The organism is Streptomyces sp. NBC_00483, assembly GCF_036013745.1.
Classification (GTDB): Bacteria; Actinomycetota; Actinomycetes; order Streptomycetales; family Streptomycetaceae; genus Streptomyces.
On sequence record NZ_CP107880.1, the window covers coordinates 1,483,993 to 1,498,910 of the forward strand.

Sequence of the window (14,918 nt, forward strand, 5' to 3'; positions counted from 1 at the left end):
TGATTGTGCAGGGAGGTCGAGGGCGTGGCGCGCGATGCGTGCCACGCCCTCGGCCGTCCCGTCAGCGGACCTTCTTGATGGGGATCACCACCAGGGCACCCACCACGCAGATCGCCGCCGCGACCTGGAGCATCGTCGCGTAGCTGTCGCCGCCGACCGTGGTGACGAGGAAGCCGGCGAGGCCCGGGGCGAGGGCCTGGGGGCCCGCGTTGGCGACGTTGAAGACGCCGAGGTCCTTCGCCGCGTTGTCGGGGTCGGGCAGGACGTCCATCACCAGCGCGATGTCGACGCCGATGTACATGCCGTAGCCGAGCCCGAGCACCAACTCCGCCCAGTAGAAGGCCCCTATGGACTCCACGTGCACCAGCATGTACGTGCCGATGCCGAAGAGCAGGGTGGCCGCCCCCACGAACACCTTGCGGCGTCCCGTCTTGTCCGACAGCCACCCCGCGGTCTGCGAGGCCACCATCAGGGCGACCGTGTAGACGAGGATGCCGGTGGCCATCGCGCCGGTGGCCTCGCTCACGGACAGATCGAGCTGGTGCTCCAGGTACATGAGCCGGAACGTGGTGAACATGTACGCCGCCAGGATCACCATGAAGCGGGAGGCGAACGCCCAGCCGAAGTCCGGGTGTTCGCGCGGGTTCACCCAGAACGTCTTGACCGCCGTACGCCAGCCGCCGTCGGTCCGCGGGCGCTCGCGCAGCGGGACGTCCGGGAGCATCACGGCGTACAGCACCATGGCGGCGAGCCCCACGAGGCCCGGCACCATGAACAGCAACAGCATGTCGTGGCCGAGGAGTTGGCCCGCGTACGCGGCTCCCAGCACGCCCGCGTTCTGCATCAGGCCGATGAGCCCGGACACCTTGCCGCGCTGCCGGGTCGGCACCTGGTCGGCGACCGAGGCCAGATAGGCGGCGAGTGCGGCGTTCGCGCAGACCTGGGCGAACAGCCAGGCCACGGCGACGGTGGCCACGTTGGGGGCGAGGGCGATCACCAGCAGGCAGCCGGTGAGCCCGGCCGCTCCGGCCACCAGCCAGGGGCGGCGGCGACCGAAGCGGCCCGTTGTCATGTCGCTGATCCGACCGAAGATCGGGTTGGCGAGGAAGGCGCCGACCGCGCCGAGCGAGGAGACGGTGGCCAGGGCCGTGATGGCGTCGCCGTCGGCGGTGAGGGTCTGCAGCTTCAGGGTGAGGCTGACGTAGACGGGTGTGAGGAGGGCGAGGTAGAGGCCGGCCTGGGCGATCGCGAGGAAGACGATGAGCCGGGGTGGGGCCTTGCGGGTGGGTGGGGGGATGGTGGGGTCGGCGACGGAGCCGGATCTTGGGGTATCAGTGTCGGTGTCGGCTTCGGCGTCGTTCGGGGTGGACCCCATGGTTCGCCTCCTTGCGAGCCAGGGTGGATGTGGGGGGGGGCCGCTCGTTGCGGCGCGGCGGGGTTGCGGACGCGGGGCGCTGCCCCGGACCCCGCTCCCCAATCGCCGGAGGGGCTTAAATTGCCGAGCGGGAGCTCGATGTGCCCAGCCCGAGCAGCGCGTCCCGGTTGTGCTTCAGGAGGTCGAAGCGGTCGAGCTCTGTGGTGTCGATTTCGGCGATGTGCCAGGCGAGGGTGGGGCCTCCGGCCTCGATGGCGGCGGGGACGTCGACGTCGCCCGTGCCGATCGGGGTCTGCGGTTCCTGGCGTACCGCCTTGCCGTCCTTGAGGTGCGCGGCGACCACGCGGCCGTCGAGCGCGCGCAGCACGGCCGCCGGGTCCTGGCCCGCGACGGTCGCCCAGTAGACGTCGAGTTCGGCGATGACCTGCGCGCCGGTCAACTCCCAGAACACGTCGTACCCGTGGCGGCCGTCGGGCAGCGTCGTCCACTCCAGCTCGTGGTTGTGGTAGCCGAGGCGGATGCCGTGCCCGGCCAGTTCGGTGGCGGCCTCGTCGACGCGGGCGGCGAACCGGGTCAGGGTGTCGAGGTCGCCGAACACGTCGCGGCCGAAGTGGTCCCCGCCGTCGAAGCCCTCGACGAGCCCGGGGATCGGGATGAAGACAGTGTCGGTGCCGAGGATGCGGCATTCCTCGGCGAGGGTGGCCAGCTCGCCGGCGGCGATCGAGGCGTGCAGGGAGCAGACCGAAAGGCCCGCCGCGTCCAGGTCGGCGCGGAGTGCGCGGGCCTTGGCCAGGCGGTCCTCGGCAGGGGTGCGCCAGTCGCCGAAACCGAAGGGCTCGACGTGGCGGTAGCCGAGTTCGGCGAGGCGGGCGAGGGTGCCGGCGCGGTCCTTGTCCAGGTCCTCGCGGAGGCTGAACAGCTGGACGGCGAGGGTGGCGTGCGTGGTGGCCATGGTGTGTCGGTCCTCCGGGTCAGTCGACGATGAGCGGGCGGAGCGTGCTGTGGGCGATGTCGAGCCCCTGGACGATCTTTTCCGGGGTGCCGCCCCAGACGGGGTCCTCGTGCTCGACGGAGAGGGTGCCGGTGAAGCCGTGCTCGTAGAGGCGGTCGAGGACCGTGCCCCAGTCGACCTGGCCGCGTCCGGGGACGCGGTAGCGCCACCAGCCCATGTCCCAGGGGTTCTTCGTACGGTCGCGGGCAGGGCCGAAGTGGCCGTAGCGCTGCCGGTCGTGCGGGCGCAGCTCGACGTCCTTGGCCTGGGCGTGCACGATCCGGTCCGCGTACGGCGCGATGGTCTCGACCGGGTCGATGCCGATCCAAGTGAGGTGGGACGGGTCCCAGTTGAGGTACAGGCCCAGGTCGAACATCCACTCCCAGAGCTCCGGGGAGTAGGCGAGGTTGCCGGGGTAGCCGTCCGGGTGCCAGCCCTCCATCACGCAGTTCTCGATGATGAGCTTGACGCCCCGCTCCCCCGCGTAGTCGACGAGTTCGGGGAAGATCCGCTCGGCCTCGGCGAAGTTCTCGGCGACCGGCTTCGTCCAGTCGCGGCCGATGAAGGTGCCCACGTAGGGGACGTTCAGGCGCTGGGCGGTGTCGATGGCGTGCTTGAGGTGGGTGCCATACGCGGCGCGCTGCGCCGGGTCGGGGTGGAGGTGGTTCTCGTAGTAGGCGAGCGCGGAGATCTCCAGGCCGTGCCGGTCGAGGAGAGCGCGGGTGCGCTCCTCGTCCTCGCCCGTGAAGGTGGCCACGGGCAGGTGGGCGGCTTCGAAGTCGCGGCCTCCCGTGCCGGGCCAGACGGCGACTTCGAGGGCCTGGTAGCCGCGGCCCGCGGCATAGCCGGCGATCTTGTCGAGGTCCCAGGAGGGCAGGCAGGCGGTGAGCATGCCGAGTTTGATCTGGCTCATGGTCAGTTCACCTTTGTCCAGGTGCCGTTGGCGGATGAGGTCAGGAAGGCGTCGACGAGGCGTGCGGAGCGCAGCCCGTCGGTGAAGAGCGGGAGCCCTTCGGGTGTCTCGCCGGTGGTGACGGCCGCGTAGACGTCGGCGACGAACGCGGCGAAGCAGTCGACGTAGCCCTGTGGGTGGCCGGGCGGGACGACGTTGAGGCGCTGCTGCTCGGGAGAGGTGCCTCCCGCGCCGCGGTGCAGAATGCGGGAGGAGTCCTCGCCGCCGAGCCAGAGAGTGTCCGGGTTCTCCTGGTCGAAGACGGCGCTGCCGGCCGAGCCGTCCAGTTCGAACCAGAGGCGGTTCTTGCGGCCCGCGGAGACCTGGGACACCACGGTCGAGGCGAGTGCCCCGCTCTCGGTGCGCAGGAGCAGGGCGGCGGCGTCCTCGGTGGTGACGGTGGAGCGCTCACCTTCGACCGAACTGCCGGATGAGGCAAAGGACTTGGCGTCCGTGCCCGAAGGGCGGTCGGGGACGGTGACCGTACGGTGTGCCGTCAGTTCCGTGAAGCGTTCGCCGGTGACCCACTCGACGAGGTCGCACCAGTGCGAGCCGATGTCGGCGAAGGCGCGGGAGTCTCCCCCGGCCCCCGGGTCCACGCGCCAGCCGGAGGCGTCCGGGTCGAGCATCCAGTCCTGTAGGTAACTGCCGTGCAGCAGCTGCCAGTTGCCGAACTCTCCGGCAAGGGCTCGGCTTCGCAGTTCCCGTACGAGGGGGTGGTAGCGGTACACGAACGGCACGGCGGCGACGGTTCCGGCCCGTTCGGCGGCCGCCACCAGGCGCTCGGCGTCGGCCGCGCCGGTCGCCAGGGGCTTCTCGCACACCACGTGCTTCCCCGCCGCGAGGGCGCGTTCGGCGTACGCGGCGTGCGTGCGGTTGGGGGTGCAGATGTGCACGACGTCGACGTCCGCGTCCGCGAGGAGGTCGTCGAAGTCTCCGTAGGCGGCGACGGGTTGACCGGGGGCCGACCAGTCGGCGGCGACCTGCGTGGACCGCTCCGGGGTGGAGGCGAGCACGCCGGTGAGGCGGCCTCCGGCGGTGCGGACCGAGCGGCGGTGCACCTCGGCGATCATTCCCGCGCCGACGATCGCGGAGCGGACCTGAGCGGTCGCGGAGCGGACTTGAGCAGTCGCGGAGCGGACCCGAGCGGTCGCGGGGTCAGGGCTTGGTGGTGCGGGCGGGGCCATCGCGGCCGCCCTCCTTTCGACGTCGACACATGACGCCGTGCACACCATTGGCGGAGGTAACTCGTCCCGCAGACGAACGTAGGTCACTCAATTCCGTCCTGACAAGCGAAAGTTACTGCATCTTGAGAGTCATAAATGGCGGGGGCGCGTACGGTGTGCAGCCATGTCCCCTTCTGCCTTCGCCCGCGCCCGGTTGTCCGTACCCACGTTGCGGTTCCGGGACGGCGGCGGGCTGCTGTACTCCACGCTGGCCCGCCTGATCGCGTCCGGCGCCGCCGTGCACCGCGGTGACCTGGTCGAACGCGCGGGGCTCGCCCGCTCGACCGTCACCCGGCACCTGGACGCGCTGATCGAGGCCGGTGTGGTGGTCGAGGGCGGGGGCGTCGCGCGCGCGGGACGTGGTCGCCCGCCGCAACTCCTCGCGCTCAACCCGCGGGCGGGGCTGGTCGCCGCGGCGGACATCGGGGCCCGCGACGCCCGCCTCGCGATCGCCGACCTTTCGCAGAACCCGCTGGCCACCGCCCACATACCCGTGGATCTGGCACAGGGCCCGAAGGAGGTGCTCGGCCAAGTGGAGGCGTCCCTGCGCGAACTGCACGCCTCCGCGACCGACGACCACGCCCCGCTGTGCGCGGTCGCGGTCGGGCTTCCGGGTCCCGTCGATCACGACGCGGGGGCACCCGTACGGCCGCCGATCATGCCGGGGTGGGACGGGTACCCGGTGGGGGACGCGCTCGCGGAGCGCTTCGGCTGCGCGGTGCTCGTCGACAACGACGTGAACCTGATGGCGCTCGGCGAGGCGCGCAGCCTGCCCGAGGACCAACTCCCGCTGCTGTTCGTGAAGGTGTCGACCGGCATCGGCGGCGGCCTGGTCTCCGCGGACGGCGAGCTGCACCGCGGGGCGGACGGCGCCGCGGGCGACATCGGGCATCTCCCGGTCACCTCCGGTGGCGCGTCGGAGGTGGTGTGCCGGTGCGGGAAGAGCGGATGCGTAGAGGCGGTCGCGTCGGCGGCGGTGATGATCCGAGGGCTCAACGCAGGGCGGGAGACGGCGGGTTCGGAGCTGCGGACGACCGGTGACCTGGCGCGGCTCGTGGCGCACGGCGACCCCGATGCGCTGCGTGTGGTGCGCGCCGGCGCCGAGCGGATCGGTGAGGTGGTGGCGCTTCTGCTGCACGTCTTCAACCCGGCGCGGGTGGTGCTCGGCGGAGCCCTGGCGGGGGCGGGGGACGAGCTGCTCGCCGGGGTGCGGTCGGTGGTGTACCGGCAGGCACTGCCGCTGGCCACGCGCAAGCTCGTCCTCGAACCGAGTGTGCTGGACGAGCGGGCGGGGTGGGTCGGCGGCACGGTTCTGGCGGTGGAACATGTGCTGTCGCCGGACGGGGTGGTGGATCTGATGGCACGTCGGCAGGAAGCTTCTCAGGCCACGGGGCTCCGCCCCGGACCCCGCTGGCTCTCGTCCCAGAGCGGGGCTTAAAACGCGCGCACCCTTGACATCCCTCACCCCCGGTGTTTGATTGGCGCAAGATCGTGCACTTCGCGGCGGAGGTCTCGTCCCCCGAACCCACCCCGCCCGAAGGGAAGTTGCCCCCTCATGAGCCGCAGCGTCAACGTCGGCATTCTCGGCACCGGTTCGATCTTCCGGGCCTACGCCGCCGGCATCGCCACCCTCCCCGAGCTGACCGTCACCCGCGTCGCCGACGTCGACCTGGACCGGGCCCGCACGGCCGCCGCCGAATTCGGCATCCCGGCCGCGGGCACCACCGAGGAACTGCTGGCCGACGACGACGTGGAGATCGTCGTCAACATCACCCCGCCCGCCGTGCACGCACCCCTCAACGACGCCGCCCTGCGCGCCGGAAAGCACGTCTACACCGAGAAGCCGCTCGCCGCGACCACCCAGCTGGCGCGCGCCAACCTGGTGACCGCGACGGAGACGGGCCGCACGCTGGGCGGCGCGCCCGACACGTTCCTCGGCACCGCCGGGCAGACGGCGCGCGCCGCGATCGACGACGGCCTGATCGGTACGCCCTTCGCCGCCACCAGCTTCGTACGATCCAGCCGGGTGCAGGCCTGGCACCCGAGCCCCGGCTTCTTCTTCCAGGCAGGCGGCGGGCCCGTCCTCGACTGGGGTCCGTACCATGTGGCCGCGCTGGTCAACCTGTTGGGCCCGGTGCGGGACGTCATGGGCGCCAACGCGATGGCGGAGCAGGAGCTGACGGTGACGGCCCCCGCGCGCACCGTCGAGTACGTGCCGGTGGAGGTGCCCACGCACGCCACCTCCATCCTCCGTTTCGACTCGGGGGTGTTGGCGACGGTGATGTACTCCTTCGACGTGTGGGACACCGAGCTGCCACACCTGGAGATCTACGGCACCGGCGGCACGCTCTCCCTGCCGGACCCCAACACGTTCGACCGCCCGGTGCGCATCAAGCGCCGTGGTGACACCGAGTGGAGCGAACTCCCCGCGGTGACCGAGGCGAAGGCGCCCGCCACAGGCCCGTTCCGTGGCCTCGGCGTCCTCGACCTGGCGCGGCACCTGGACGGCGGTCCGCACCGCGCGTCCGGCGAGTTCGCCTTCCACGTGCTCGACGTCCTCGAGCGGATCTCCCTCGCGTCCCCGGAGTCCGGCGCGCTCACGGTGCTGTCGTCCGTGAAGCGGCCGGCTCCGCTGGATCGTCCCTGAAAGCCCGCAGTCCTACGGGTAGAAGTGTGTGAGTGACTCCGCCACGCACGCGGGCTTCTCGGAGCCCTCCAGTTCGAAGGTGAACGCCCGCGTCATCTGCACCCCGCCCCGCGCGACCTCCGTCACCGAGGTGACGGAGGCGTGCAGGCGTACGCGGCTGCCGACGGGTACGGGAGCCGGGTAACGGACGCGGTTGACCCCGTAGTTGAGCGCCCGGCCGACGCCCTTCACCTGGAGCAGCTCGCCGAACATCGGGATGCCCCAGCTGAGCACCATGTAGCCGTGGGCGATGGTGCGCCCGTACGGGCCGGAGGCGGCGCGCTCGACGTCGGTGTGGATCCACTGGTGGTCCCCGGAGACGTACGCGTACGCGTCGATGAGCTCCTGGGTGATCTCTTTCCAGTCGGAGTGCCCGAGGTCGCGTCCGGCGAGGTCGAGGATCTCCGGGATGCCGTGCACGGTCAGGGGCATGGTCAGGCTCCGTTCGTGGTAGCGGCCTCGGGGCTCCGCTGCTCAGACGCCACAGGGGCATCAAGTGCCAGCTCATCGTGGTTCGGGCGCTTGAGCAGGAGCAGCATGCAGCCCAGCGTCAACGCGACCTGGAACAGGGCGTAGGCGATGACCGCGCTGATGGACCCGGTCTTGTTGAGCAGGAACTGGCCGATGATCGGGGTCGTGCCGCCGAGGAGCGTGCCGCACAGCTGGTAGCACAGGGAGATGCCGGTGTAGCGCAGGTGGGCGGGAAAGCGGCTGGCGAGCATGCCGGCGAGGGCCGCGTAGTACAGGCAGTGCGGGATGGTGGCGACGGCGACGCCGAGCATCGCGAGGCCGTAGTTGCCGGTGCTGATGAGGACGAACATCAGCGGAAGCAGGATCAGTTCGGGCACCAACATGACGACGACCGCGCGGGACCAGCTCTTCATCTTGGTGGCGAGCACGGCGCCGAAGGGCTGGACGATGACCTGCGTGATGTTGGCGACGAGGATGATCGTCAAGAAGGTGCTGCGGTCGAAGTCGAGCGAGGTGGTGGCCCAGGACAGGGCGAACGTCGACTTGAAGTACGTCGCGGACAGGCCGATGGTGCAGGCGCCGATGCCGAGGGCGATCAGGCCGGGGTGGCTGCGCAGCACCTCGGTGAGCGGAAGCTTGACTACTTCCTTCTTCTCGATGAGCTTGGCCATGGCCGGGGACTCGGCGACCTTGAGGCGGACCAGCAGGCCCACCAGGACGAGGACCGCGGAGGCGAGGAACGGCACCCGCCAGCCCCAGGACACGAAGGCGTCGTCCGGCAGTTGGCTGATGGCGAGGAAGCTCAGCGTGGCCAGCGTGTTGCCGACGGGCGAGCCCTGCTGGGCGAACGCACCGTAAAGCACCGACTTGCCCTTGGGCGCGCTCTCGGAGGCGATGAGGACGGAGCCGCCCCACTCGCCGCCGAGGCCGATGCCCTGGATCATGCGGATGCAGACCAGCAGGATCGGCGCGGCGACGCCGATGGAGGCGTAGCTCGGCAGCAGGCCGATCGCGGTGGTGGAGATGCCCATCATCAGCAGCGTGATGACGAGCGTCTTCTTGCGGCCCAGGCGGTCGCCGAAGTGACCGAAGACGATGCCGCCGATGGGGCGCGCGAGGAAGCCGACCCAGAAGGTGGCGAAGGCGACCAACGTGCCGATGGCGCCTTCCAGTTCGGGGAAGAACACCTTGTCGAAGGCGAGCGCCGCCGCCGTGCCGTAGATGTAGAAGTCGAACCACTCGATGGTGGAGCCGACGAAGGCACCGAATCCTGCTCTGTTGGCGGCTCTGGTCTCCGCACGCGAGGTGGCGGTGGACGCACTCATGGGTCGCTCCGTGAACGTCGTTGATCAAGCGGATGGGGACGGGTGGGGACTGCTCTGGTGACTGGGGAGTCGTTACGCGTGACTGGGGAGTGGTTACGCGGCGATGCGCTCGAAGACCGCGGCGAGGCCCTGGCCGCCTCCGATGCACATGGTCTCCAGGCCGTAGCGCGCCCCGCTGCGCTGCATCTCGCGGGCGAGCGTGGCGAGGATGCGGGCGCCGGTGGCACCGACGGGGTGACCGAGCGAGACACCGGAGCCGTTGACATTGATGCGCTGCTCGTGGTCCTTCTCGCCGAGGCCCAACTCGCGCGTGCATGCGAGCACTTGGGCGGCGAAGGCCTCGTTGAGCTCGATCAGGTCGAGGTCGGCGAGGGTGAGTCCGGCGCGCTCCAGGGCGGCGCGGGTGGCCGGGACGGGGCCGATGCCCATCGTCGCGGCGGGGACGCCCGCGCGGGCGAAGGAGACGAGGCGGACCAGCGGGGTGAGCCCGAGCCGTTCGGCGGTGGCGGCGCTGGTGACGAGGCAGGCGGCGGCCGCGTCGTTCTGGCCGCTGGCGTTGCCCGCGGTGACGGTGGCCTCCGCGTCGGACTTGGCCATGATGGGCCGCAGCGCGGCGAGTTGCTCGGCGGTGGTGTCCGGGCGCGGGTGCTCGTCGGCGCTGACGACGGTGTCACCCTTGCGGCCTCGCACGGTGACGGGCACGGTCTCCGCGTCGAAGCGCCCCTCCTGAGCCGCACGGGCGGCACGCTGCTGCGAGCGCAGGGCGAGGGCGTCCTGGTCGGCGCGACTGATGGCGTACTCGCGGCGCAGGTTCTCGGCCGTCTCGATCATGCCGCCGGGCACGGGGTGGTGGATGCCGCCCGCGGTGACCCGGCCGCGCGCGAGCGAGTCGTGCAGCTGGAGGCCGGGGCCCTTGATGCCCCAGCGGCCCTCGTGCGTGTAGTACGGGGCGGCGCTCATCACGTCGACGCCGCCGGCGATCACGACCTCGCTGAAGCCCGCCCGGATCTGCATGGCGGCGTCGAGGACGGCCTGAAGACCGGAGCCGCAGCGACGGTCGATCTGGGCGCCGGTGACGGAGTCGGGAAGACCGGCGTCCAGGGCGGCGACGCGGCCGATGGCCGGGGCGTCCGAGGAGGGATAGGCCTGCCCGAGGATCACCTCGTCGACGCGGTCCGGGGCGATTCCGGTGCGGGCGACGAGCTCGGCGACGACGCGCGCGGCGAGCGCCGCGGGTGTCTGCCGGGCGAAGGCGCCGCCGAAGCGCCCGATGGGGGTGCGCACTGGTTCGCAGATGACGACATCGGCCTGTTCGGGCACGGCGGAACACCTTTCGGGCGGCTCAGGGAGGTGAGCCGACCATCGCACCCGACCGCTTAGTCGGTCCAATACCAAGTTTTCGATCCATCAAGACGGGTGGCGTCTCAATCGACGCTACGGATGGCGAATCAATCGGCGCTTCCGGGAGTCGGCAGCGCCTCCTCGCAGACCTCGAGCACCGCACGTAGAGCGGCGGAGGGGTTGTCGGCCCGCCAGGCAAGGGCCGCCTGGCGCCGGATGGGCTCTCCCGCGAGGGGCCGATAGACGAGCCCGGTCTGCTGGATGTGCCGGACCGAGGACACCGTGAGCGTGACACCGACACCGGCCGCCACGAGCGCCAGGATCGTGTACGAGTCGGGGGCCTCCTGCACCACACGCGGGTTGAACCCGGCGGCCTCGCAGGTCTCCACCATCGCGTCACGGACCGTGGACCCGGCGTTCGCGGGGAAGGAGACGAAGGGCTCCTCGGCGAGGATGCCGATGGGGATCTTGTCGCGCGTTGCGAGGTGGTGGTCGGAGGGCAGCGCGCACAGCAGCTCCTCCTCGTCGATGACCCGGTGGGCCACACCCGGCTGGGTCACCGGGAGCCGCACGAAGCCGAGGTCGAGGGAGCCGTCCGCGACCCGGTCGAGCGCGACGTTGGCGTACGTCTGGCCCTTCATGACCAGTTCGATGGCCGGGTGCGCGGCCCGCACGGCACGGGTGAGCCGGGGCAGTGTCTCGTGGCTGGAGGCGCCCGCGAACCCGATCGTGACCCGGCCGAACTCCCCGCGCCCGGCCGCCTTCGCCGCCCGCACCGCCGTGTCGAGGTCGGCGAGCACGGTGCGTACGGGTTCGAGGAAGGACTCCCCCGCGCTGGTGAGGCGCACGGAGCGGGTGTTGCGCTCGAAGAGCTGGACGCCGAGCTCCTTCTCCAGCTGCCGGATCTGCTGGCTCAGCGGCGGCTGCGCCATCTGCAGCCGCTTGGCGGCCCGGCCGAAGTGGAGCTCCTCGGCGACGGCGGTGAACGCGGTGAGATGACGCAGCTCCACGAGCCCGCCCCCATTCATTAATCAGCGGTCTTGATCCGACCTTAATTTGGTATTGGACGGCAATCAATAGGCGCTGACACGGTAGGGCGACCAGCACGCACTCGCCGAGGAGCACAGTGGAAGCCGTGGAAGTCGTGGACGCCGTGAAATCTGCGTCGCCAAAGGTCATGTCGATGAAGGAGGCCATCGCCACCTTTGTGCACGACGGCGCCACCGTCAGCATCGAGGGCTTCACCCACCTCGTCCCCACCGCCGCAGGACACGAGATCATCCGGCAGGGCCGCAGGGACCTCACGGTCGTCCGGATGACCGCGGACATCGTCGTGGACCAGATGCTCGCCGCAGGCTGCGTCTCGCGCCTCGTCTCCTCCTTCGTCGGCAACTCCTCCGCGGGTTCGCTCGGTGAGCTGCGCCGCAGGATCGAGCGGGCGGACCCGGCGCCGCTCGCCTTCGAGGAGTACAGCCACTACGGGATGATCTGCCGCTACCTCGCCGGCTCCCAGCGCCTCCCGTTCTTCCCGCTGCGCTCGTACGGCGGCAGCGACCTCCCCGGCATCAACAACGCGCTACAGAAGGTGACTTCGCCCTACCCCGGCCCGGACGGCGAACCCGAGCAGATCTACGTGGTGCCGCCCGTGAACCCGGACGTCACGATCATCCACGCGCAGCGCGCCGACCGTCGCGGCAACACCCAGATCTGGGGCCTCACCGGCATCCAGGCCGAGGCGGTGTACGCGGCCGACAAGGCGATCGTCGTGGTCGAGGAACTCGTCGAGGACGAGGTGGTCCGCTCGGACCCCAACCGCACGCTCGTCCCGGCCCACGCCGTGGACGCCGTCGTCGTCTGCCCGCGCGGCGCGCACCCGTCGTTCGCGCAGGGCTATTACGACCGGGACAACGCCTTCTACCGCGCCTGGTCGGGCATCAGCAAGGACCCGCAGCGCCTCCAGGAATGGCTGGCGGAGTGGGTGTACGGAACGGCCGACCACGCCGAGTACGTCGCCAAGCAGGGCGAGGAGTTCTGGGCGGGCCTCGCGGTCGGCGAGGCCCTCAGCGAACCGGTGAACTACGGACGGCGACTGTGAGCGCGGCACACGACAAGGACGCGACACACGACAAGGACCTGACCACCATGACTGCTGCCACGCCCGGGACCGCCGAGGCGGTCACCTCTTCGGAGCTGCTCTCCGTCGTCGCCTCACGCGAACTGGCCGCCCGCCGCACGGTGTTCGCCGGCATCGGCCTTCCCACCCTCGCCACCGAACTGGCACACCTGACGGTCGCCCCGCAGATCGAGGTCGTGTACGAGTCCGGGGTGTGCGGCGCCCACCCCTCGCACCTGCCGGAGACCATCGCGGACGCCGTGCTCATCTCGGGCGCGGAGGCGGTGCTCTCGATGCCGGCCCTGTTCGGCTGCGTGCTGCAGGGCGGACACATCGACGTCGGCTTCCTCGGCGCCGCGCAGATCGACCGCTGGGGCAACCTCAACACCTCGGTCATCGGGGACTGGGAGAGCCCGTCGGTGCGGCTGCCGGGATCCGGCGGCGGCGTCGAGGTGATGGCCAACTCCCGTGAGGTCTTCGTCGTGATGCGCCGCCACAACCCGCGCTCGTTCACCGAGACCCTCGACTTCTGCACCACGCCAGGACCCGACCGCGCGCTCGCGGAGGGCATCCGGCCGCTGGGCGTCGGTGTCACGCGTGTCATCACCGAGCTGGGCATCCTGGCCCGCGAGGGCGTCGGCGAGGAACTGCGGCTGACCGCCGTCCACCCCGGTGTCACGGTCGAGCAGGTGAAGGAGGCGACGGGCTGGGACCTGAAGGTCGCCGACCACGTCGACACGGTGGAGCCGCCGAGCGCGGCGGAGCTGCGCCTGCTGCGCGAGGACGTCGACCCCGGCCGGGTCTATCTCCGCTGACACACCCCCGTACTCCGCCGATCCACACCCGTACTCCGCTGACCCACCCCGACGTACCCCCATACACCCCCTCCCGAATCTGCGAAAGGTCCCAACTGCCATGCGTATCAGGATCGTCGGCGCCGGAGCCATGGGCCGCGGCATCGCCCAGTGGGCGGCGAGCGCCGGGCACACCGTCGAGCTGGGCGACGTCCGGGCGGAGGCGGTGCGGGAGGCGGTGGACTTCGTACGGTCGATGCTGGACCGCGCGGTGGCCAAGGGCCGCATGACCGCCGAGGACAGCGCGGCGGCCGTGGCACGGCTGGTCCCGCTGGACGACCCCTGGGCGCCGGGCCCCGACGTGGAGCTGGTGGTCGAGGCCGTACGGGAGGACCTGGACACGAAGGCGGAGGTCTTCGGGAAACTGGAGCAGGCCCTCCCGGCCACCGCCGTCTTCGCGACCAACACGTCCTCCCTGTCGGTGACGCGGATCGCGGCGACGCTCAAGGACCCGACGCGCCTCGCGGGCCTGCACTTCTTCAACCCCGTTCCGCTGATGCGCATCGTGGAGGTGGTGCCGGGCGCCGCCACCCGCCCCGAACTCCCGCCCCTTCTTACGGAGTTGGTCGAGAGCTGCGGGCATCGCGCGGTGACGGTGGCCGACACCCCCGGCTTTCTGGTCAACCACGCGGGGCGCGGTCTGGTGACCGAGGCGCTCGCGCTCCTGGAGGAGTCGGTGGCGCGGCCCGCGGACATCGACCGCGTGGCGCGCGATGTACTGGGGCTGCGGATGGGCCCGTTCGAGCTGATGGACCTCACCGGGCTCGATGTCACGGCGGCGGTCATCGACTCGATCTGGCAGGGCTTCCGCCACGAGCCCCGGCTCCGCCCGTCCTACCTCACACCGAACCGGGTGACGGCAGGACTGCTCGGCCGCAAGACCGGGCAGGGCTGGTACGCGTACGGTCCCGAGACATCGAACTCCCCCGAGGAGCCGGTGTCGGGCGACGCGGACCGCCCGGTCCACGTCGCGGGCGGGGGCGAGGACGCGGGGGCCCTGCGGGACGCGCTGACGGCGGCCGGTGCCTCCGTGGAGCACGACGGCCGCCCCTCCCCCGAAGCCCTTGTCCTCGTCCCGGTCTGGGGCACGACCGTGGCCGACGCGATCGCCGCCCACGAACTCCCCGCCGCGCGCACGTTCGGCGTGGACCCGCTGTCCGTGGCGAGCGACCGCCGTGTGCTGTCGATGACCCCGGCGGCCGACCCGACCGCCGCACGCGACGCGCGCGCGGTGCTGGCCCGCGGCGAACACACCGTCACCATCGCCCGTGACACCGCGGGTTCGGTGGCCCAGCGCCTCCTCGCCTCCGTGGTGTCGGTCGCCGCGTCGATCGCCGAGCGCGGGCTGGCCGCCCCGGCGGACATCGACCTGGCGGTGACGCTCGGCCTCGGCTACCCCACGGGACCGCTGGCCTGGGGCGACCGCGTCGGCGCCGCCCGCATGCTTGACCTTCAGCGGTCCCTGCACGCCACGACGGGCGATCCCCGCCACCGCCCGACCCGCTGGCTCACCGAACGCGCCCTGCTGGGGCTGCCGTTGACCCACCCGGGCACGACACCCGAGGACTGCCTCGGCTGAGCCGG

The 14,918-nt window shown here is 71.3% G+C and carries 13 protein-coding genes; 5 read left to right on the forward strand and 8 right to left on the reverse strand.

Annotated elements, in window-relative coordinates; genetic code table 11:
- Window positions 1-61 precede the first annotated feature (61 nt).
- The 4 genes from OHA73_RS06335 to OHA73_RS06350 form a co-directional block, all read right to left on the reverse strand.
- Window positions 62-1,375 carry an MFS transporter gene (locus tag OHA73_RS06335; RefSeq protein ID WP_327654442.1) on the reverse strand — a complete coding sequence of 438 codons (1,314 nt, stop codon included), beginning with the start codon at window positions 1,373-1,375 and terminating at the stop codon, window positions 62-64.
- A gap of 115 nt (window positions 1,376-1,490) precedes the next feature.
- Entirely contained in the window at window positions 1,491-2,327 is an 837-nt protein-coding gene (locus tag OHA73_RS06340; protein ID WP_327654443.1) for a sugar phosphate isomerase/epimerase family protein, read from the reverse strand.
- A gap of 19 nt (window positions 2,328-2,346) precedes the next feature.
- Window positions 2,347-3,279: a sugar phosphate isomerase/epimerase family protein gene (locus OHA73_RS06345; protein WP_327654444.1), complete on the reverse strand. Its 933-nt coding sequence runs from the start codon at window positions 3,277-3,279 to the stop codon at window positions 2,347-2,349.
- Window positions 3,280-3,281: 2 nt separating this feature from the next.
- Window positions 3,282-4,505 carry a Gfo/Idh/MocA family protein gene (locus OHA73_RS06350; protein WP_327654445.1) on the reverse strand — a complete coding sequence of 408 codons (1,224 nt, stop codon included), beginning with the start codon at window positions 4,503-4,505 and terminating at the stop codon, window positions 3,282-3,284.
- 163 nt (window positions 4,506-4,668) lie between these two features.
- Here OHA73_RS06350 and OHA73_RS06355 point away from each other — a divergent pair, with 163 nt between their 5' ends.
- Both OHA73_RS06355 and OHA73_RS06360 read left to right on the forward strand, forming a co-directional pair.
- Entirely contained in the window at window positions 4,669-5,982 is a 1,314-nt protein-coding gene (locus OHA73_RS06355; protein ID WP_327654446.1) for an ROK family protein, read from the forward strand.
- Window positions 5,983-6,099: 117 nt separating this feature from the next.
- On the forward strand, window positions 6,100-7,191 hold the full coding sequence (locus OHA73_RS06360; RefSeq protein WP_327654447.1) for a Gfo/Idh/MocA family protein: 1,092 nt from the start codon (window positions 6,100-6,102) through the stop codon (window positions 7,189-7,191).
- A 12-nt stretch (window positions 7,192-7,203) separates the two neighbouring features.
- On the opposite strand, the gene OHA73_RS06365 is transcribed toward OHA73_RS06360, so the two are convergent.
- From OHA73_RS06365 to OHA73_RS06380, 4 genes are all read right to left on the reverse strand, one after another.
- Window positions 7,204-7,662: a MaoC family dehydratase gene (locus tag OHA73_RS06365; protein WP_327654448.1), complete on the reverse strand. Its 459-nt coding sequence runs from the start codon at window positions 7,660-7,662 to the stop codon at window positions 7,204-7,206.
- A 2-nt stretch (window positions 7,663-7,664) separates the two neighbouring features.
- Window positions 7,665-9,026 carry an MFS transporter gene (locus OHA73_RS06370; protein ID WP_327654449.1) on the reverse strand — a complete coding sequence of 454 codons (1,362 nt, stop codon included), beginning with the start codon at window positions 9,024-9,026 and terminating at the stop codon, window positions 7,665-7,667.
- Window positions 9,027-9,119: 93 nt separating this feature from the next.
- Entirely contained in the window at window positions 9,120-10,346 is a 1,227-nt protein-coding gene (locus OHA73_RS06375) for an acetyl-CoA C-acetyltransferase (protein WP_327654450.1), read from the reverse strand.
- Between the two features lie 128 nt (window positions 10,347-10,474).
- Window positions 10,475-11,377, reverse strand: a complete 903-nt coding sequence (locus tag OHA73_RS06380) for a LysR family transcriptional regulator (protein WP_327654451.1) — start codon at window positions 11,375-11,377, stop codon at window positions 10,475-10,477.
- Between the two features lie 167 nt (window positions 11,378-11,544).
- Between OHA73_RS06380 and OHA73_RS06385 the strand changes: the two genes are divergently transcribed.
- From OHA73_RS06385 to OHA73_RS06395, 3 genes are all read left to right on the forward strand, one after another.
- Window positions 11,545-12,462 (forward strand): CoA transferase subunit A, encoded by a 918-nt coding sequence (locus tag OHA73_RS06385; RefSeq protein WP_327654452.1) that lies wholly within the window; start codon window positions 11,545-11,547, stop codon window positions 12,460-12,462.
- 47 nt (window positions 12,463-12,509) lie between these two features.
- Window positions 12,510-13,295 (forward strand): CoA-transferase subunit beta, encoded by a 786-nt coding sequence (locus OHA73_RS06390; RefSeq protein ID WP_327658420.1) that lies wholly within the window; start codon window positions 12,510-12,512, stop codon window positions 13,293-13,295.
- Between the two features lie 100 nt (window positions 13,296-13,395).
- Window positions 13,396-14,913 carry a 3-hydroxyacyl-CoA dehydrogenase gene (locus tag OHA73_RS06395; protein WP_327654453.1) on the forward strand — a complete coding sequence of 506 codons (1,518 nt, stop codon included), beginning with the start codon at window positions 13,396-13,398 and terminating at the stop codon, window positions 14,911-14,913.
- Window positions 14,914-14,918 lie beyond the last annotated feature (5 nt).

What these genes read in the sequence shown, in the direction of transcription:
- OHA73_RS06335 (WP_327654442.1), bottom strand. Translation starts at nt 1,375, where the DNA reads ATGGGGTCCACCCCGAACGACGCCGAAGCCGACACCGACACTGATACC.
- OHA73_RS06340 (WP_327654443.1), bottom strand. Translation starts at nt 2,327, where the DNA reads ATGGCCACCACGCACGCCACCCTCGCCGTCCAGCTGTTCAGCCTCCGC.
- OHA73_RS06345 (WP_327654444.1), bottom strand. Translation starts at nt 3,279, where the DNA reads ATGAGCCAGATCAAACTCGGCATGCTCACCGCCTGCCTGCCCTCCTGG.
- OHA73_RS06350 (WP_327654445.1), bottom strand. Translation starts at nt 4,505, where the DNA reads ATGGCCCCGCCCGCACCACCAAGCCCTGACCCCGCGACCGCTCGGGTC.
- OHA73_RS06355 (WP_327654446.1), top strand. Translation starts at nt 4,669, where the DNA reads ATGTCCCCTTCTGCCTTCGCCCGCGCCCGGTTGTCCGTACCCACGTTG.
- OHA73_RS06360 (WP_327654447.1), top strand. Translation starts at nt 6,100, where the DNA reads ATGAGCCGCAGCGTCAACGTCGGCATTCTCGGCACCGGTTCGATCTTC.
- OHA73_RS06365 (WP_327654448.1), bottom strand. Translation starts at nt 7,662, where the DNA reads ATGCCCCTGACCGTGCACGGCATCCCGGAGATCCTCGACCTCGCCGGA.
- OHA73_RS06370 (WP_327654449.1), bottom strand. Translation starts at nt 9,026, where the DNA reads ATGAGTGCGTCCACCGCCACCTCGCGTGCGGAGACCAGAGCCGCCAAC.
- OHA73_RS06385 (WP_327654452.1), top strand. Translation starts at nt 11,545, where the DNA reads ATGTCGATGAAGGAGGCCATCGCCACCTTTGTGCACGACGGCGCCACC.
- OHA73_RS06390 (WP_327658420.1), top strand. Translation starts at nt 12,510, where the DNA reads ATGACTGCTGCCACGCCCGGGACCGCCGAGGCGGTCACCTCTTCGGAG.
- OHA73_RS06395 (WP_327654453.1), top strand. Translation starts at nt 13,396, where the DNA reads ATGCGTATCAGGATCGTCGGCGCCGGAGCCATGGGCCGCGGCATCGCC.